The 18,110-nt window shown below is 67.6% G+C and carries 19 protein-coding genes; 9 read left to right on the top strand and 10 right to left on the bottom strand.

Going from position 1 to position 18,110, the window contains the following annotated elements:
• Window positions 1–72 precede the first annotated feature (72 nt).
• Window positions 73–582, top strand: coding sequence for a TspO/MBR family protein (locus tag TX76_RS06360; RefSeq protein WP_049900532.1), 510 nt, complete (start codon window positions 73–75; stop codon window positions 580–582).
• A 37-nt stretch (window positions 583–619) separates the two neighbouring features.
• Here the strand turns inward: TX76_RS06360 and TX76_RS06355 are convergent, their stop codons facing one another.
• Window positions 620–2,449: an SLC13 family permease gene (locus TX76_RS06355; RefSeq protein ID WP_228842324.1), complete on the bottom strand. Its 1,830-nt coding sequence runs from the start codon at window positions 2,447–2,449 to the stop codon at window positions 620–622.
• 59 nt (window positions 2,450–2,508) lie between these two features.
• The gene (locus TX76_RS06350) at window positions 2,509–3,486 is read right to left on the bottom strand and encodes a replication factor C small subunit (RefSeq protein WP_049900529.1); all 978 of its coding nucleotides are present in this window, start codon (window positions 3,484–3,486) and stop codon (window positions 2,509–2,511) included.
• 618 nt (window positions 3,487–4,104) lie between these two features.
• Between TX76_RS06350 and TX76_RS06345 the strand changes: the two genes are divergently transcribed.
• The 4 genes from TX76_RS06345 (at window position 4,105) to arcS (ending at window position 9,388) form a co-directional block, all read left to right on the top strand.
• The gene (locus TX76_RS06345; RefSeq protein WP_049900527.1) at window positions 4,105–5,199 is read left to right on the top strand and encodes a saccharopine dehydrogenase family protein; all 1,095 of its coding nucleotides are present in this window, start codon (window positions 4,105–4,107) and stop codon (window positions 5,197–5,199) included.
• Window positions 5,200–5,246: 47 nt separating this feature from the next.
• Window positions 5,247–5,795 (top strand): NUDIX domain-containing protein, encoded by a 549-nt coding sequence (locus TX76_RS06340; protein ID WP_049900523.1) that lies wholly within the window; start codon window positions 5,247–5,249, stop codon window positions 5,793–5,795.
• A gap of 345 nt (window positions 5,796–6,140) precedes the next feature.
• The gene (gene tgtA / locus TX76_RS06335) at window positions 6,141–7,643 is read left to right on the top strand and encodes a tRNA guanosine(15) transglycosylase TgtA (RefSeq protein WP_049900519.1); all 1,503 of its coding nucleotides are present in this window, start codon (window positions 6,141–6,143) and stop codon (window positions 7,641–7,643) included.
• On the top strand, window positions 7,640–9,388 hold the full coding sequence (gene arcS, locus TX76_RS06330; RefSeq protein ID WP_049900515.1) for an archaeosine synthase subunit alpha: 1,749 nt from the start codon (window positions 7,640–7,642) through the stop codon (window positions 9,386–9,388). Before tgtA ends, arcS begins: the two co-directional genes overlap by 4 nt.
• 54 nt (window positions 9,389–9,442) lie before the next feature.
• On the opposite strand, the gene TX76_RS06325 is transcribed toward arcS, so the two are convergent.
• Both TX76_RS06325 and TX76_RS06320 read right to left on the bottom strand, forming a co-directional pair.
• Window positions 9,443–10,321, bottom strand: a complete 879-nt coding sequence (locus tag TX76_RS06325; protein WP_049900511.1) for a DUF5694 domain-containing protein — start codon at window positions 10,319–10,321, stop codon at window positions 9,443–9,445.
• 83 nt (window positions 10,322–10,404) lie between these two features.
• Window positions 10,405–11,337 (bottom strand): helix-turn-helix domain-containing protein, encoded by a 933-nt coding sequence (locus TX76_RS06320; RefSeq protein WP_228842323.1) that lies wholly within the window; start codon window positions 11,335–11,337, stop codon window positions 10,405–10,407.
• Between the two features lie 120 nt (window positions 11,338–11,457).
• On the opposite strand from TX76_RS06320, the gene TX76_RS06315 reads away from it, so the two are divergent.
• Window positions 11,458–12,531, top strand: coding sequence for an archaeosine biosynthesis radical SAM protein RaSEA (locus tag TX76_RS06315; protein WP_049900508.1), 1,074 nt, complete (start codon window positions 11,458–11,460; stop codon window positions 12,529–12,531).
• A gap of 17 nt (window positions 12,532–12,548) precedes the next feature.
• Here the strand turns inward: TX76_RS06315 and TX76_RS06310 are convergent, their stop codons facing one another.
• The 4 genes from TX76_RS06310 to purS all read right to left on the bottom strand — a co-directional run bounded on the left by TX76_RS06310 (window position 12,549) and on the right by purS (window position 14,352).
• On the bottom strand, window positions 12,549–12,827 hold the full coding sequence (locus tag TX76_RS06310; protein WP_049900506.1) for a hypothetical protein: 279 nt from the start codon (window positions 12,825–12,827) through the stop codon (window positions 12,549–12,551).
• Between the two features lie 27 nt (window positions 12,828–12,854).
• A complete protein-coding gene (locus TX76_RS18020; RefSeq protein ID WP_195156009.1) occupies window positions 12,855–13,001 on the bottom strand; it encodes a hypothetical protein in 147 nt (48 codons plus the stop codon).
• A gap of 425 nt (window positions 13,002–13,426) precedes the next feature.
• Entirely contained in the window at window positions 13,427–14,104 is a 678-nt protein-coding gene (purQ, locus tag TX76_RS06305; RefSeq protein ID WP_049900503.1) for a phosphoribosylformylglycinamidine synthase I, read from the bottom strand.
• Entirely contained in the window at window positions 14,101–14,352 is a 252-nt protein-coding gene (gene purS / locus TX76_RS06300; protein WP_049900500.1) for a phosphoribosylformylglycinamidine synthase subunit PurS, read from the bottom strand. Before purS ends, purQ begins: the two co-directional genes overlap by 4 nt.
• Window positions 14,353–14,485: 133 nt before the next feature.
• On the opposite strand from purS, the gene TX76_RS06295 reads away from it, so the two are divergent.
• Window positions 14,486–15,448 (top strand): formyltetrahydrofolate deformylase, encoded by a 963-nt coding sequence (locus tag TX76_RS06295; RefSeq protein WP_049900826.1) that lies wholly within the window; start codon window positions 14,486–14,488, stop codon window positions 15,446–15,448.
• A gap of 10 nt (window positions 15,449–15,458) precedes the next feature.
• Here the strand turns inward: TX76_RS06295 and TX76_RS06290 are convergent, their stop codons facing one another.
• Window positions 15,459–16,508, bottom strand: coding sequence for a phosphoribosylaminoimidazolesuccinocarboxamide synthase (locus tag TX76_RS06290; RefSeq protein ID WP_049900497.1), 1,050 nt, complete (start codon window positions 16,506–16,508; stop codon window positions 15,459–15,461).
• A gap of 109 nt (window positions 16,509–16,617) precedes the next feature.
• On the opposite strand from TX76_RS06290, the gene TX76_RS17525 reads away from it, so the two are divergent.
• Together TX76_RS17525 and TX76_RS06285 are read left to right on the top strand one after the other, a co-directional pair.
• Window positions 16,618–16,764, top strand: coding sequence for a hypothetical protein (locus TX76_RS17525; protein WP_154019021.1), 147 nt, complete (start codon window positions 16,618–16,620; stop codon window positions 16,762–16,764).
• Window positions 16,765–16,767: 3 nt separating this feature from the next.
• Window positions 16,768–17,019 (top strand): hypothetical protein, encoded by a 252-nt coding sequence (locus TX76_RS06285; RefSeq protein ID WP_049900495.1) that lies wholly within the window; start codon window positions 16,768–16,770, stop codon window positions 17,017–17,019.
• 15 nt (window positions 17,020–17,034) lie between these two features.
• On the opposite strand, the gene TX76_RS06280 is transcribed toward TX76_RS06285, so the two are convergent.
• Window positions 17,035–18,102 carry a hypothetical protein gene (locus TX76_RS06280; RefSeq protein ID WP_195156008.1) on the bottom strand — a complete coding sequence of 356 codons (1,068 nt, stop codon included), beginning with the start codon at window positions 18,100–18,102 and terminating at the stop codon, window positions 17,035–17,037.
• Between the last annotated feature and the right edge of the window lie 8 nt (window positions 18,103–18,110).

The following is an 18,110-nucleotide window of genomic DNA, read 5'->3' as shown; positions in this document are numbered from 1 at the left end:
GAACGGTTTCGCGAGTGTAGACGTGACCCAACCCGACGGTAGCACTAACCGTTCGGCCCGCGTAGACGACCCATGTCGACCACCCACGACGGGCGGCTCGCGCTCCCCGAACGCCGACCGTTCCTCACGATCGCGGGCGTCGTCGGGGCCTGCGTCGTGCTCGGTGCGGCGGGCGGGCTGATCACGGCCCCGCAGATCGAGACGTGGTACGCGACCCTCGACAAGCCGGGTTTTACCCCGCCGAGCTGGGTGTTCGGTCCTGTCTGGACACTGCTCTACGCCCTCCAGGGCGTCGCCGCGTGGCTGATCTGGCGGGCGGGTCTCGACGATCGAGCCGTACGGATTGGCCTCGGACTGTTCACCGTCCAGTTCGTGCTCAATCTCGCGTGGTCGCCCGCGTTCTTCGGGCTCGAATCCCCGATCCTGGGTCTCGTCGTGATCGTTCCGCTGTGGGTCGCGATCGTCGCCACCATGGCCGTATTCTCGCGGATCGATCGCCGCGCCGCCGCCCTGCTGGTGCCGTATCTCGCGTGGGTCACCTTCGCCACGGCGTTGAACTACGCGATCTGGACGCTCAACTGAGCGACGACCCGACCGTCGATTCACGGAAATCGGCGTCTCACAGCCCCCAGAGCACGGCGATCCCGAGGACGGTCACGACCGAGAGCAGGGCCTGTAGCGGCGCACCGACCCGGAAATAATCGGTGAACCGGTAGCCGCCGGGCCCGTACACGAGCAGGTTGGTCTGGTAGCCGACCGGCGTCATGAAGTCGGCGCTCGCCGCGAAGGTGACGGCGAGCACGAACGCGAACGGGTTCGCGCCGATGGTGCCGGCGGTCGCCACCCCGACCGGGATCATGAGCACGACGCTGCCGGCGTTGCTCACCACCGCGGTCGTGAGCGCGGTGATCACGTAAAAGACCCAGAGCACGCCGAGCGGCGGGAGGTACGCCGCGCTCTCGGCGACGAGCGCGCCGATCAGTGCGGCCGCCCCGGTCTGGTCGAACGCGATTCCCAGTGGGATGAGCCCGGCGAGCAGGACGATGACGTCCCACTCGACCGCGTCGTAGAGCTCGTCGGGATCGAGCACGCCGCCGAACACCATCGCGACGACGCCACACAGCGCCGCGACGAGGATGTCGAGCACGCCGAGCGCGGCGAGACCCACCACCCCGAGCACGATGCCGACGGCGAGCGGGATCTTCCCCGTCCGGTAGTCCGGGTCGTCGAGCTCGCGGACGACGATGACGTCCGGATCGACCGCCATCCGCTCGATGCTTTCGGCGGTTGCCTGAACGAGAACGGTGTCCCCGCGATCGATCGTCACCCGGTTCAGCCGGTGGTGCAGGAGGTCGGCCCCGCGGCGTATCGAGAGGAGGTTCGCGTCGTACGTGTGGTGGAACGACGACGCGGCGAGCGTCTCGCCGACGAACGACGATCCCGTGGGAACGACGATCTCGACGAAGCTCCGCGGCTCGCTCGCTCCGAGGACGCCCGCGGTCACGTCGGTGTTCGCGATCGAGAGCCCCTCGGTCGCGGCGAGATCGCGGATGGTGTCGACGCCGGCCCGGACGACGAGCGCGTCGCCCGCTCGAAGCGCGGTCTCGGTGAACGGTTCGAGGAACTCCCCGTCACGAACCACCTGAACGAGCTCGGCGTCGAACACGTCGCGTTCGTGGACGTCCCGCATCGCTCGCCCGACTAGTGGCGAGTCGGGCTCGACGACCACCTCGGTGAGGTACTCGGTCACCTCGTACTCCGCTAACAGTCCCTCGCCGGGCGCGACCCGCTCGGGGATGAGGCGGTGGCCGACGAACAGGATGTAGCCCGCACCGGTGAGGGCGACGATCGCGCCCAGCCCCGTGAACTCGAACATCGAGAACGGGCGATCGAGCAGCCGCGCCGAGACGTCGCTCGCGACGAGGTTGGTCGAGGTGCCGATCAGCGTGAGCATGCCACCGACCATCGACGCATAGGAGAGCGGAATGAGGAGCTTCGAGGGCGACGTGCCGCCCTCGCGCGCGAGGTCAGAGACCGCCGGGATCAGCATGGCGACGATCGGCGTGTTGTTGAGCACGCCCGACGGGAGGGCACCGACGCCCACGACCGAGAGGAGCTGCCGTCGCTCGTCGTCGCCGGCGAAGCTCGCCATCCACGCGCCGAGCCGCTGGACCGCGCCCGTGCGGCTGACGCCCGCGCTCAGGATGAACATCGCGAGCACGGTGATCGTTGCGGTGTTCGAAAACCCCGAAACGCCCTCCTCGATCGAGACCCGGGTCCACGGTTCGAGCACCATCAGCGCGACCATCACGAGCAGCGCAGTGACGTCCACTGGAACGAGCTCGGTCGCGAACAGCCCGAATGCGAGGAGCGTGATCGCGAACACGACGGCCATCCCGGCCGTGATCGGGGGGAACTGTGCGGGCATCACGACGCCGCCGAACGACATACTCCTCCCACTGGCGGCGGGTATATGGTTCCTGCCGTCGGCGCTCTCGTCGCCGAGCACTATTCGGCTTCGAGCGCGAGCGACGCGAGCAGCGCCTCCAGCTGGAGGCGTTCGTTCGCGCCCTGGGTGATCCGGTAGTCGGTCTCGCCGACGCGCTCCAGCAGTCGGACGGTGGCCGCGTCGTCGAGATCGAACGCCCAGGCGGAACGGTGGAGCTGGTCGATGACGTCGCCACCCCCCAGTCCGGCGTCGGTCAGGAGATCGTCGAGCTTCGCACGCGCCGCGGTGAAGTCGCCGGAGAGTGCGGTCTCGACCATCGCCTCGATCGCCTCGGGGCGCGCGGTCGCCGTGATCGCGTACACCGCCTCCTCGTCGACCGCGCCGCCCATCGTGGCCGCGGCCTGAAGCCCGTTCAGCGCCTTCCGCATGTCGCCGTCGGCGGCGTAGACGAGCGCGTCGACGCCGTCGTCGGTCACCTCGATCCCCTCTCGCTCCGCGACCCCGCTGACGTACTCGCCCACTGCCTCCTCGGCGAGCGGGCCGAACCGGAACACCGCACAGCGCGACTGGATCGGATCGATGATCTGACTGGAGTAGTTACACGAGAGTATGAAGCGCGTGTTGTTCGCGAACTGCTCCATCGTGCGCCGGAGTGCCGACTGGGCGTCGCTCGTGAGCGCGTCGGCCTCGTCCAAAAATATGATTCGGTAGTCGTAGCCGCCGAAGCTGGTGCGCGCGAAGTCCTTGATCCGATCGCGCACGACGTCGATCCCGCGCTCGTCGCTGGCGTTGAGTTCGAGGAAGTTCTCGCGCCAGTCGTCGCCGTACACCTCGCGCGCGATCGCCATCGCGCTCGTGGTCTTCCCGACGCCGGCCGGCCCCGAGAACAGGAGGTGTGGCAGGTCGTTCCCGGCGACGTAGCTTTCGAGCCGCCCCACGATGTCCTCGTGGCCGACGACCTCCGCGAGCGTCTCGGGGCGGTACTTCTCGATCCAGATCTCGCCCCGGCCCGCCGCTCCGGTCGCGCTTTCGCTCATACTCTCCCCATGTTCGGCCGGTTCTTAAGCCACCCGAGACGGCGACCCGTGCGACGGCTCGTGGAAATCCAAACGCCGCGGCTGCTACCGATTCGTTAAACTGCTCCGTGATTTATGACCTGCTCTCTCGGCGAAGTTTCCCTTCCAGCGGAGCCGTGCGATACGTCGGCGGCCGGTCAGACGGAACCTCCATCCGTCCGACCCACACGCCGACGCCTGGCGCTACTGACCGGTTGCTCCGTCACTACCGGACCACAACTAGAGTACGTCGCTTCGATGACTACTCATCGACGAGCGTGCTCGTGGAATACGATTCCGCCCGTGGACGGTCACGTCGGTCGTCCACCCAACGCTCGTCCCTCGACGCTGCCCTCCCGGTCCGGGTCAGTGGCGCATTTCGGTGTCAGGTAATCCGATCAACCACATGACGCGATAGACAAACTGCGACCGACGCCTCGCGTTCTTCCGCTGGGCAGTGTCGAGGACAGTCAGTATCTACGAGCTGTCTTTGCTGGTGACGGTACGCGGATCGCGACACATCGTGGCGACGCGGTTCCGCCAGCAGCGAACCACGAGCGGCCACGGGTGTTTTTGTCGCCAGCGTTCGATAGATGACCCATGACCGACGAGCTGCTGATCTACGGATCGTACGGCTACACCGGCGCGTTGATCGTCGAGACCGCCACCGAGGCGGGGCTCTCGCCCACGCTCGCGGGTCGGCGTGCGGAGCCGGTAGAGCGTCAGGCGACCGACCGTGATCTCGATCACCGTGTGTTCAGTCTCGACCATCCGGACGTGATCGAGGCCCACCTCGGGGAGTTCGACGCGGTGTTGAACTGTGCGGGGCCGTTCTCGGCGACCGCGGCACCGATGGTCGAGGCGTGTCTCCGGAGCGGCACCGACTACCTCGACATCACCGGCGAGATCGACGCCTTCGAAGCGCTCGCCGAGCGCGACCGCGAGGCCGAGAAGGCCGACGTGACCCTCCTGCCGGGGGTGGGTTTCGACGTGGTGCCAACGGACTGCCTCGCGGCGTATCTCGAGAGTCGGCTCCCCTCCTCGACACAGCTCCGGCTCGCGATCGACGGGATGGGGACGTTCTCGCCCGGCACCATGAAATCCATCGTGGAGGGACTCTCGCGATCGGGCGCGGCGCGGATCGACGGCGAGATTCGAACCGTGCCGCCAGCGTGGAAGACCCGTCGGATCGACCTCGGCGCGGGGCCGAAACCCGCGGTGACGATCCCGTGGGGCGACGTCGCGACGGCGTACTACACCACGGGAATCCCGAACGTCGAGACCTACGCCACCGTGCCGCGGCTCGCGGTCGCGATGATGCGGCGGACGGGCGCGCTCGCACCCCTGTTCGGCTCGTCTGCGGTCCAGCGGGCGCTGAAGACGGTGATCGACGCGACCGTCTCGGGGCCGACCGCCGCCGAGCGCGCGCGGAGCACCACCCGCGTGTGGGGCGAGGTCGAGAACGACGAGGGCAAGCGGGTCGCCGCGCGGCTCGAAGCCCCCGACACCTACGATCTGACTGCGCGCACTGCCGTCGAATCCGCGCGGCGGGTGGCGGCCGGCGAGACCAGTCCAGGATTCCAGACGCCGGCGTCGGCGTTCGGGCCCGAGTTCGTGCTCGAATTCGACGGGGTTGAGCGCGAGGACATCGCGGGAGCGATGGGTGAGCCGTCCGAGGCGACCGCCGACGACTGATCGAAGTCGACGACAACGCTTATTCTCGGCTCGGAAGTCGAGAGCGCATGGACGATCCGCTCGTGTGGGCGACCCGCGACGCCGACGTCGCGTACTCGTGTCCGGGGTTCGATATCGTGCGCGAGACCGTCGAACTCCCCGACGGCACCGAGACCGACTTCGATTACGTCGACGAGCCCGCGGCGGTCGTGGTGCTCGCGCTGACGCCCGACGACCGGGTGGTGGTGATCGAGGAGTGGCGCGAGGCCGTCGGGCACGTGAACCGTGGGTTCCCCGCGGGGACCGTCGAGCCAGGCGACGACGATCTCGAAATCACTGCACGGCGCGAACTCGAAGAGGAGACGGGCTACGTGGCCGACGCCCTCGATCACCTCACGACCGTCGAGCCGCTCAACGGTCTCGCGAACTCGGTCCACCACCACTTCGTCGCCCGCGGCTGTCGACCGACCGGCGAACAGCGCCTCGACGACGACGAGTCGATCCGCGTCGAGACGACCACCCGCGAATCGCTCCTCGACGGGCTCGCCGCCGGCGAGCTCCGTGACGGCCGCACCGCACTCAGTCTGCTCTATTACGAGCGGTTTGCGAAAGACTGAATGGGGAGTGGGGAGCACGCACCCGACGGATGCGGTCGGCGCGCGGGAGCACGTCGGTAGACGTGCGACTCGTGCGAGGTCTGCACGAGCGAAGCGAGTGCAGGCTCGTTAGAGCGTTGCTCTGACGGTGAATGACTGAGCGGAGCGAACGGAGTGAGCGACGCGAAGGAATCGGCTGGGGAGGGTGTGGCCTGCGGCCCTCATTTGTGCCGGCATCAGTAGCGGTCTCGATCACGACGATAACGATCTAACTGACCTCACCAGCGATAGCGACTGCGAAGATCTCGACAGCCGCTGGTGTGGAGAACGCAATCCTTAGGCGCGAGCCGACGGTTTCGAACAGGAATGAGTGGAGTTTTCGAGCTTCGAACGACTGACGCCGCGGGCCGGATCGGCGAACTCGCCGTGCCGCGTTCGGGCGTCACGGTCGAGACGCCCGCGCTGATGCCGGTCGTCAACCCCCACGTCCAGACGATCGCGCCCGCTCGCCTAGAGGAGGAGTTCGGTGCGGAGATCCTGATCACGAACGGCTACATCCTCTCACAGAGCGAGGACCTCCGCGAGGCCGCGCTGTCGATGGGGCTCCACGATCTCCTCGATTTTTCGGGCGCGATCGTGACCGACTCCGGCTCCTTTCAGCTCGCCGAATACGGCGAGATCGACGTCACGACGCCCGAAATCCTCGATTTTCAGTACGAGATCGGCTCCGACATCGGGACCCCGATCGACATCCCGACACCGCCCGACGTGGGCCGCGAACGCGCCGAACGCGAGCTTTCGACGACCCAGGACCGGCTCGAACGCGCTCGGGAGGTCGAGACCGGCGAGATGCTCGTGAACGCCCCGGTCCAGGGGTCGACGTACCCCGACCTCCGCGAGGACGCGGGGCGACACGCCCGCGGCACGGGTCTCGACGTGTTCCCGGTCGGCGCGGCGGTCCCGCTGTTGAACGCCTATCGCTACGACGACGTGGTCGAGATCGTCACCGCGGCGAAGCGCGGGCTCGGTGCCGACAAACCCGTGCACCTGTTCGGCGCGGGCCACCCGATGATGTTCGCGCTCGCGGTCGCGGCGGGCTGTGACCTGTTCGACTCGGCGGCGTACGCGCTCTACGCCCGCGACGACCGCTATCTCACGGTGCGCGGCACCGAACAGCTTGGAGAGCTCGACTACCTGCCCTGCGAGTGTCCGATCTGTGTCGGCCACACACCGGACGAACTACGGGATCTCGGCGACGACGAGCGGGAACGACATCTCGCCGAGCACAACCTCCACGTGAGCTTCGGCGAACTCCGTCGGATCAAGCAGGCGATCCGCCGCGGGAACCTCCTCGAACTCGTCGAGGTGCGCGCACGGGGCCACCCGGCAATGCTCGACGGCTATCGCGCGCTACTCGATCACGCCGATCGCTTAGAGCGCTCGGATCCGGTCTCGAAGGACGCGTTCTTCCACCTCTCGGCCGAGAGCGCCCGTCGGCCCGAGGTCCGCCGCCACCACGACCGCCTCGCGCGGCTGGCTCCCGAGGGCAACGTTCTGCTCACCGAGGGTGGCGAGAACAGTTCGTACGACGAATCGTGGCGTGTCGTGCCACCGTTCGGTCCGTTTCCGCGACATCTCTCGGAGACGTACCCGCTCACCGCCGAGGTGCCCGAGCGCATCGATCGCGAGAGCTACGAGGCGGCTGCCAACGGGATCTCCCGACTGGTCGAGTCGAACCCCGATGTCGAGTTCACGCTCGCCCACCGGGAGTGGCCGGCGAGCGCGCTCGAACGGGTTCCCGAGCGCGTTTCGGTGGTGCCGCTCGAATCGATGGACGAATACGACCGAGACGACCAGACGGAGCAATGACCGAGTTCTTCGAGGTTCACGACCGCGACGGGGCGGCCCGGATCGGGGAGGTGCGCCTCGCCGACCCGCTCGCCACGCCCGCGCTCTGCGACGAGGTGCTCGCGGACGCGGGCAGTCTGTGGCCGGAAGAGCGCGAGACGCCGCCTGGCGACCCCGAGCGTCTCACCGTGCTTCCACATCGCGCGCTCCCGGCGGGCACCCCCGAGGAGGTCGCGGGGGCGTTCGCCCCCGAACACTCCGACGTCGACGCGCCGAGCGCCGCGGTCGTCTCGACCGAAACGGCGAGCGACCACGGGACCGACGCCTACGTGCTCTCGGACGCCCAGGGGATCGTCGGCCACGCCAGCGCGTTCGTGGAGGGGATCGTCTCGGTGCGGAACGCGATCCCCGACGACACGGCGCTCTATCTTCCTGGGGTGGCGACGCCCGCGAACGCCGCGCTGCTCGCCTATTCCGGGGTGGATCTCCTCGACACCGATCGGGCGGTGGTGAAAGGCACACAAGGAAGATACCTCACGCCGGACGGCGAACACTTCCTCGACGACCTCGCGGAACTGCCGTGTGCGTGCCCGGCCTGCGCTGAGGGGATCGACGACTTCGATCGCGAGGACTGTGCGACCCACAACGCGAACGTCCTCGGGGCCGAACTCGCGACCGTACGCGAGCGGATTCGTCAGGGTCGACTTCGGGATTACCTCGAAGGCCAGGCGCGCCACGAGGGATGGCTGACGGCGGCGTTCCGGCGACTCGATCAGGAGTACGCGTATCTCGAACAGCGGACGCCCGTGATCCGCCGATCGGAACTGCTGGCCGCGAGCGAGGAGACGCTCCGTCGGGTCGAGATCCAGCGCTTCGCCGAGCGAGTCACGACCCGGTACCACAACCGGTTCGACAACCCGCTCGTCCTCGTCCCCTGCTCGGCGACGAAACCCTACAGCGAGTCCCAGAGCCACGAACAGTTCCACAGCGCCATCGGGTTCCGGGCGCACACGGTCTCGATGACCTCGCCGATCGGTGTGGTGCCCCAGGAGCTCGAATGCACCTACCCGGCCCAGCACTACGATTCGGTCGTCACGGGCGAGTGGACCGCGGGCGAGATCGAGTTCGTGGCGAGCGTGCTCGAAGCCTACCTCGAACGCAACGGGTACTCCCGGGTGATCGCCCACGTCCCCGAGGACTATCGGCCGATCACCGAACGCGTCGAGGATGCGCTCGGCATGGAGTTCACCTACACTGTCGAGGATCACCCGACCACGACGGGCTCGCTTGCGGCGCTCTCGGACGCGCTCGACGGCGAACTCAAGTACTCGAAGCGCGAGCGCCAGCACAACACCGTCCGCGCGATCGCGGACTACCAGTTCGGGCCGCGGGCGGGCGACGCGCTGTTCGAATCGATTTCCACGGGGAGTTTCTATCCCAAACTCCGAGTGAACGACGACAGCGACACCCATCTCGCCACGATGGTGCCCCAGTACGGCGTGCTCGCCCTGACGCTCGCGGGTGCCCGTCGATGGGTCGAGAGCGACGTGCCGACGAGGAGGGTGGAGATCGACGGGTTCGTTCCTCATGGTAGCGTGCTCGCGCCGGGCATCATCGACGCGAGCGACGAGATCCGGGTCGGCGACGAGGTGGTCGTGGAGGGACCGAAGGCGTTCGCGGTCGGCCGTGCGGAGATGAGCGGCCCCGCGATGGCCGACAGCACGAGGGGCGTCGCCGTCGCGGTGCGCCACGTCGAGGAGACGTAGTACCCACGAGCAGCGGCCGAACGCGATCGAGAACGGTGATGACGGATGCCGGCGTCAGCCACCGTTCTTCGTCAGGTACGGCAGCGGGCTGACCGGACAGCACATCGGCGCTTCCGTGAGCAGGTATCGCATAGCGCGGACGTGGCCGGAGCCGACCACGAGGAGCAGCCGTTCGTCGCCGGCTTCGATGGATCGCCAGCAATGATGGACCATCCGGATGTTTCGATCGTACCAGTACGCGAGTGCGCCCGGGCTGCCGAACGCCTCGCCTGTCGCCCTGATCGCTCGATCGAACATCAGGCGGTGGTTGAATCGGAGCTGTGATTCCCGATTCATCCACGCGAGGTGTTCGGAGATCGGCGAGGATGCGAGGTGGTCGTCCGTCTCGCGCTTCCAGTCCTCCGGGTCCGGAAGTCCCACCGAGGTCTTCCGTGCCGAGTCGATCCCGCGGTCCGCGAACGGATCGTCGTCGAGTTCTTCGGGGTGTTCGTCGATGGGGGCAACGTGGTCGTGATCGAGCCGATCGGCCAACCGAAACCCGATCTGGACGACCTCGCTCCGGCACTCGCTGTCGTCGTCGTTCCGCATCGGATGCGGAGCCGGAAACGTCTCCGCGTGACCGTAGACGTACTCGCCCGAGCGATACTTCCCGTAGAGATCGTTCACGCTCTCGAAGTTGTCGTACGGTCGCTCGACCGCGATCCGGTCGGGCTGCCACGCTTCGAGACGCTCGGCGAGGCCCTGGAGTTCGGCCTGGCGGTCGGCCGCGAGCACGTCGTCGGCCTCAATGTTGACCTCGTCCAGTCCGGGGTTGTCCATGTGATACGTGCCGAGCAGCATGACCTGGACTTGTTCAGGATCGCACGTCGGCCAGGCTTCCGGGGTGCTGTCGGTCGATCGCTCGTCAGTCTCGGGCTGGGATGATCGTTCCACGGACGACCCACCCTCACCTCCCGAATAACTGTTTGTAGAACTCCATTTCTGTAGCGTCGGTCGCAGAACCACGCTTCTATTCGCTACGTGTCAGTTCTGCCGTCCGTCACGGTGTCGAGATTCTCGTCGAAGGTGAACACGCGCGTCTCGCCGTCCAGCGTGATCGGTAGCTCGATCCGGAGCGGGTCCGCGCTCGTGACGGTCGCCACGCCCGCTTTCGGCCAGTCGAGATGCCAGTCCGGCGTCTCCCGAAGGTCGATACCGTGCTCGTAGTGGAAGGCGACGATCGCTGGATGGGTCAGAACAGCGTACGGGACGATCGACTGCCACGCAGTCCCACACCGCCGGCAGTCGTAGATCACGGTCACGTCGAGATTCTCGCCGGTGAGCCACTCGGGGGAGCCGTCGTCGGACGGCAGCGTCACCTTCCTGTCGAGCCGGCCGTCGCAGTTCGGACAGAACCCGTGCTCGGCCGCCGCGTGGACGCGCTTGAGCCACCGATCGACGACCATCGGGACCTGTTCGCGCGCGACCCCCTCCAGTGCGCCGGCCGGGATTTCCGGATCGGTGAACTCGAACCCACAGTCGGTACAGACGATCCGGACGCCCTTCTCGTGAAATCGTGCTTCTAGCGATCCATCGCATTCGGTACAAGTACCGTCGACCGGGACGGGATCGGCGTCGAGGGCCTTCGTGTACCCGCCCGAGAGGACCGCGCCGACGATCCGGCGACCGGGGTCGGTGAGTTCGTAGCCATCGTCGGTGTTCCGGACGAACCGACCCGCGAGTTCCCCGAGGTGGTAGTTGAACCCGCCGGGGTCGGCCGCACCGACCCGTCGGCGGAGGTCGGCGAACGCGAGCGGCTCGTCGGCCTCGTTCAGGACTTCGAGGACCCGGAGTCGGGTCTCGTGGGCCACCACTCCGAACGCCTCGCCTGGCGACAGCCGCTCGACGACGACCTCGCCGGGGGCGTCGGGTTCGTCCTCGTCCGCCGAGAAACTGGTGTCGTCGGCCATGTCCGCCCGTCGGTGCGAACGATCCATAGTTCCACGGACCGCTGGCCGGATCCCGCCATTTCGACCCCTCTTGGGTCCGAAGCCGGTGGGGATTTACCGTTCGGCCGGGTAGGCCTGCCAATGAGCAGTACGCCCGATCCCGAGGTCTACGAGCAGGGCAAGGGCATGGACGCCCACAACGCGGCGATGCGCCGGATCCGTGCGCGCAACGACCAGACCTACGATCCTCACGAACCCACTCGGGTCTGGCTCGACGAGGACAACACCCCCGACGGCGTCCGCCGGAGTCTCACGATCATCCTGAACGCTGGCGGCTGTCGGTGGGCGCGGGCCGGCGGCTGCACCATGTGTGGCTACGTCGCGGAATCGGTCGAGGGCGGTACGGTCCCCCACGACGCGCTCATGGACCAGCTCGACGTCTGCCTCGATCACGAAGCAGAGAACGCCGACGAGCCCTGCCCGCTCGTCAAGATCTACACCTCGGGGAGCTTCCTCGACGAACGCGAGATCCCCCCCGAGACCCGCGAAGCGATCGCCGAGACGTTCGCCGACCGCGAGCGGATCGTGGTCGAGTCCCTCCCCGATTTCGTCGAGCGCGACCGCCTGGTCGACTTCACCGACCGCGGCCTTGCGATCGACATCGCGGTCGGTCTCGAAACCGCCACCGACCGGGTGCGCCACGACTGTGTGAACAAATACTTCGACTTCGCCGAGTTCGTCACGGCGAGCGAGGCGGCCGACGCGGCGGGCGCGGGGATCAAAGCCTACCTCCTGATGAAACCGCCGTTCCTCACCGAGAGCGAGGCGATCGCGGACATGGAATCCTCGATCCGGCGGTGTGCCGAGCACGCCCACACCGTCTCGATGAACCCCTGTAACGTCCAGCGCCACACGATGGTCGAGGACCTGTATCACGACGGCGGGTATCGTCCGCCGTGGCTCTGGTCGGTGGCCGACGTGCTCGAATCGACCGCCGACGCCGACGCGATCGTGGTCTCGGACCCGGTGGGCCACGGCTCGGATCGCGGCCCCCACAACTGCGGCGAGTGCGACGACCGGGTCCAGACCGCGATCAAGGACTTCGACAGGCGACAGGACCCTTCGGTGTTCGAGCAGGTGTCCTGCGAGTGCGAGGCCACGTGGGAGGCGGTCGTGGAGCGCGAGAAGAGCTACGGGATGCCACTGACGCGGTAGTTCACCCGCGACACGGATCAGATCGCGTCGCCTGGCTCGTGTTCGTCGGCCATCCGACTCGCCTCGCGTGCGTAGCGCTCCCGGACGTCGGGGTCGTCGACGTCGCCGAGGTTTCCCGGATCGACGTCGAGTGCGGCGGTCGTCTCGCGGCCCGACCCCGAAAAGCTGGGCAGGGCGCGCTCCTTCCGGAAGTCGTGCTCGCCGTCGGGCGTCGCGTAGGTCAGGATGATGAGGTTCTGTTCGTCATCCGAATACGTTCGCTCGACCAGCCAGACTCGAACCGTGTCGTCGGTCATTCCGGCGAAGCTACGGTCTGTCGAGTGTTAGCTCTGTCTGTCGTCGCGCGTTCGGGCCTGCCCCGTCTCGTCGGTATCGAGCGCCGCCCCACAGTCCGGACAGGTCTCGTCGGCGATCGACACCCGGAGATCGCAGTTCGGACAGGCCGCGAGATAGCACACGCGCTCTCCCATGTGGGTCCGTACCGCACCGACGAACAAAAGAGCGCGGGTCCACGGCAGTGCGGGGACCTATTTCGTGAGTCCTCGCCTATTTGGTAGCGGTGGCGCGCGGGAGCGCCGAGCGGGACCTCCGGTCCCGCTGGCCGTGCGAGCGGGTGCGAAGCACCCGCGAGCAGACGCCGTAGGCGTGCGACTCGTGCGAGGGATGACTGAGCGAAGCGAAGGAATCGGCTGGGGAGGTGTGTGGCACAGTGCGGTCTGCGGAGCGGTAGCGGTCTCCCACATGCATCGGTATCCGTGGCTCACACCGCATTTCACTCCACATCAAGGTGACTCCGACGAACGAATCGATCGGTGAGGTGTGGCCTGCGATTCCCCCTCTGATCCAGAACCTCCCACCAGTCACGGGTATTCGAGTCAGGAGGTTGCGGTCGGGACTACTCCGCGAACCCGCGCAGGATACCGCGGCCGTCGGTCCCGCCGAGTTCCGGCAGGGTCGCCCGCTCGGGATGGGGCATCAACACGGCGACGTGCTCGCGCTCGCCGCACACGCCCGCCACCGCGCCCGTCGAGCCGTTCGGGTTCGCCGCCGGCCGCACGTTCCCGTCGGCGTCGCAGTACCGAAAGAGCACTCGATCGTCGGCGTCGAGGTCGGCGAGGCGCTCCTCGTCGATCTCGAACCGGCCCTCGCCGTGGGCGATCGGGAGTTCGATCACGTCGCCTGGCTCGAACGATCGCGTCCACGGCGTGTCGGCGTTCTCGACACGGAGGTGGACGTGCTCGCACTGGAAGCGCGCGCTCGCGTTGGTGGTGAACGCGCCAGGCGTGAGGCCCGCCTCGCAGCCGACCTGCGCGCCGTTACAGATCCCGAGCACCGGCACGCCTTCGTTCACGGCGTCGCGAACGTCCTGGAGGATCGGCGCGCGCCCGGCCATCGCGCCAGCCCGGAGGTAGTCGCCATAGGAGAAGCCGCCAGGCAGGACGATTCCCGAAGGGTCCTCGGGGAGTCCGTCCTCGTGCCACGTCCGCTCGGCGTCGACCCCCACATCCCGAAGCGCACGAACCGCGTCGCGATCGCAGTTCGAGCCGCCGAACTGGATGACCGAGACTGTCATCGGGGTTCGACCGTCACGGTGTAGTCGTGGATGGTCGGGTTGGCGAGCAGGCGTTCGGCCATCGCGTCCGCGCGCTCTGCGGCCGCCTCCTCGCTTTCGGCGTCGAGATCGACCTCGAAGCGGTCGGCCGCGCGGAGCTCGTCCAGCTCGAATCCGAGACGTTCGAGCGCGCGGGCGGTGGTCTCGGCCTCGGGGTCGAGCACGCCCCGCTTTAATCGAACGGTGACGACGGCGGTGTAGGCGGTCATCGGCGGCGGAAAGGAGCCGTCGGCGAAAACCCTTCTGCATCGGTTCGGCCGCGAGTGCTGCTGCAAACGAAGGGTTTTCGCTCTCGTTGGACGAATCGCTCTCAATGGACGCGACCGACACGCGGTGGTGGCGATGAACCCGCGACTCACCGAGATCACGGTGATCGGCGACGACGACACCGGCCTGATCGCCCGGATCACCTCCCTTCTCTTCGAGCGTGGAGTCAACATCGAAGATCTCGATCAGGCGGTTCGAGAGGATCTGTTCCGGATGACGATGCGAGTCGACACGGGCGAGATGGACGGCTCGAAGGACGATCTCCGACGGGCGCTCGACGAGCTCTGTGAGGAGCTGGAAATGGACGTCCAGGTCCGTTTTCCTGCGGACCGCGAGACCAGGCAGGTCGCGGTGCTCGCAACGAAGGAATCGCACTGCCTCGACGCGCTGTTCGACGCGTGGGAGACGGGCGATCCCGACGCCGAGATCGGGGTCGTGGTCGCGAACCACGACGATCTCGCGCCGATCGCCGAGGCCCACGACGTACCGTTCTATAACGTCGGCGACGCGGGCGGCGTCCCCGACGAGGAGTGGCTGCTCGACATCCTCGACGAGCACGACATCGACCTCGTGGTGCTCGCGCGCTACATGCGCATCCTGAGTCCCAACGTGGTGTTTCGCTACGAGAGTCGCATCATCAACATCCATCCCTCGCTGCTGCCTGCCTTCCCCGGTGCGGAGCCGTACCGCCAGGCGCTCGACGCCGGAGTCCGGATCGCCGGTGTCACCGCCCACTACGTCACGACCGACCTCGACCAGGGGCCGATCATCGCCCAGCGCGCGTTCAATGTGCCCGACGACGCCACCGTCGAAGACCTCGAACGCCGCGGCCAGCCCCTCGAAGCCGAGGCGCTCGTCGAGGCAGTGCGCCTCCACCTCGAAGACGATCTCGTCGTCGGTCGAGGCCGAACCCACCTCCGCAACGGCGAGAACGCCGATCTCGGACTTCCCGACGAGATCGAGCGACTGAACCCGGATCAGCCGGTCGACGACGCGACGCCACCCGCTGGCGAGGCGGCTAGCACGAGCGACGACTGACGATCTGTCGTCAGTCGCCGAGCGAGCGCACGGCTGCAACCGCGTCGTCGAGTGTCGGTGCGTCGAACAGCTCTCGATCGAGGTAGGCGTTCGTGCCTGCGGTGTAGAGATCGCTCGCGGCGTCGATCACGCCCGCGCCGAGCGGTTCGGGTTCGCGCTCGCACAGCGCGCGCCAGTCGGTTTCGCCCTGCTCGTCGGCTGCGGTCTTCGCGGCGTCGACTGCCGCGACCCACTCTGGTTGGGTGCGCTTGTGGTACTGTCTGAGCACCTCCTTCGAAATTTCCTGTGCGTCGTAGGAAAACCGGTTCTCGTCGAACGTCCCGACCACGTCCGCGACCCGGATCTCGCCGTCGACGTAACAGCACTCGATCTTGCCGTCCTCGTGGGCCATCCCGACCGATTCGGCTCGATCGGTCACGACCCGGTTGACCTCGCGCGCGACCGCCGCGAGATCGTCGAGCGTCGCCCGTCCTGCGATCCGGTCGGCCTCCTCGCGCGTGAGATACCGGTCCTGCTCCTCGAACTTCGTCGAGAACTCGACGACCGGTTCCGGAAGGTTGACCGGGTCGTCGGGCCACTCGGCCGCGTCGAGACCCACCGCACCGGGATCGCGGCGCGAGCGCAGGCTCGATCCCACCGGTACGCTGTTCCGGAAGACGATTTCGAGCGGGATCAGGTAGTTCTCGCCCGCCGCAGCGTGGAACGTCTCGTAGTCGTAGCTTCCGTCCTCGGCGGGGAGGTCCGGCACCTGGACGAGATCGATCGCCATCTCACGGGGCGGTTCCGCGACGGCGTCCAGCTCGACCGCCTCGGGCTCCCCGCCCGCTTCGTCGACGGTCGGATCGACAACGCCCCGGTAGTGGGTCGGAACCCCCTCGGCTTCGAGCAGTTCGAAGTTGTACGCGCCCATCGCACAGAGGGAGCGGCCCTTCTCGGGGATGGAATCGGGCATCTGCCCCCAGTCGAACACCGAGTAGGCGTCGGTGAAGACGAATCGCCCGCTGCCTGGCGCGTCGGCGGTGGCGGGCTCCTCGGTCCGGAACTCCTTGACGCTGGTCATGGGTGGGCGTTCCGTCGGTGGAACTAAGCGGTTGCCATCTCACGCCGCGAGCCGAGCAAAGGTATAACACCGGTCCAGCCCGAACGTTCGAGCTACCGATTCACTCTCAATGACCGAACACACCTGCGGGAAGTGTCACACCGAGGCCGAGTCGCAGTGGCGGATCCGGCTCGAACGCGACGCGAACGAACAGTCGTATCGGCTCTGTCGGGGCTGCTGGGACGAACTCAACGGCCGGTTCGGCGAGGGAGGCTGATCGATGACCGACGATCCAGAACCGACGACGGCCGACGCGACGTCCGCCGACTCGACCCCCGCCGGCACGGAGTGTGCGCTCTGTGGAACCGACCTCAGCCCCCGGGAGTACGCCGACTGTCGGGCAGTCCTGATCGACGAGAGCGGTTCCGGTACCGAGGAGGAGACGATCCGGATGGTCTGCGAGGACTGCTGGTCGGGGCTCGACGACGAACTCGGCGAGCCGTCCGATTCTCGATCGACCCACTCGGCGTAGCCGCCCCTCCTTTCCTCAGTCCCACGCGGTCTCGACAGCGCCCTCCGCGTACCGAACCACCGACTTGTTGCTGCTCGGGGGCTCGGCGTCGCGATCGACCGACCGTTCGACGATAACCCCGCCAGCGCCCACCGCCACGTCGTAGGTGTCGGTCCGCGCGACGCCGTTGAACTTCGTCGCGACCGGCGTCTGGAACCGTCGCCACTGGCCGGCCGACTGGCGTTCGTAGACCTTCCCGCCCGCTCCGGCTGCGAGCCCCGCCGTGCCGTCGCGGTCGATCGCGCGGATCGCCTGGCGACCGTCGTCGATCACGTGGGGCGTCCACCGGAACCCGTCGTAGCGGTAGACGATCCCGCCGCCGGCAGCCACGTTGACGTCCTTCGGGCCGACGCTCGCGACGTCGAAGAAGGCCCCGCCGGCGAAGTCGATCCCGATCTTCTTCCACTTCTCGCCGCCGTCGCCCGTCGCAGCGACGAACTGGCTGGTCGAGACGACGTGGCCCTCCTTCCGCGCGTGGAAGTCGATCGCCGGGATCGTCGACCCGCCGCCGGGTTTGGTCACGTCCGCGTACTTGACCGCGCCGCTCTCCTGGCGGACGCCGATCAGGAGTTCGCCCGAGCCGTTGACGAAGTAGAGGCGCTCGTTCTCGCCCGCGCTGCCCCGCACCGCACAGCCCTCCCACGTGCTGGTCTTCTCCTTCGGCGCGGAGTAGTTCGTGAGCGTCTCGGTGTCGACGCGGTACTCGCCGATCACGCCCGAGCCGCCGACGAACCAGAGCGCCTTGCCGTCGTCGGTGACGTCGACACCCGTCAGCGGCCGACTCCGCGCCTGGGGACCGTACTCGACGACCTTCTGCCAGCCGTCTTTCCGTCGGGCGAGCACGTCGCCGCCGGCCCCGACCGCGAACGGCCCCTCGGCGGTGTCGACCGCACCATTCAGGGTCTTCTTCGTCGGCGACTCCGCCTCCGTCCACTCGGAATCGGGCGTGTCGTCTTGGGCGAGGCCGACGCTCGGGACGCCGACCGCGGCCGCCGCCGTCGCGCCGGTCAACTTCAGCAGTTCGCGCCGCGTGTGTTCTGGCATTCGTGTCC

The organism is Halococcus agarilyticus, assembly GCF_000334895.1.
GTDB lineage: Archaea > Halobacteriota > Halobacteria > Halobacteriales > Halococcaceae > Halococcus > Halococcus agarilyticus.
This window is presented reverse-complemented; position numbering and strand designations above follow the sequence as displayed.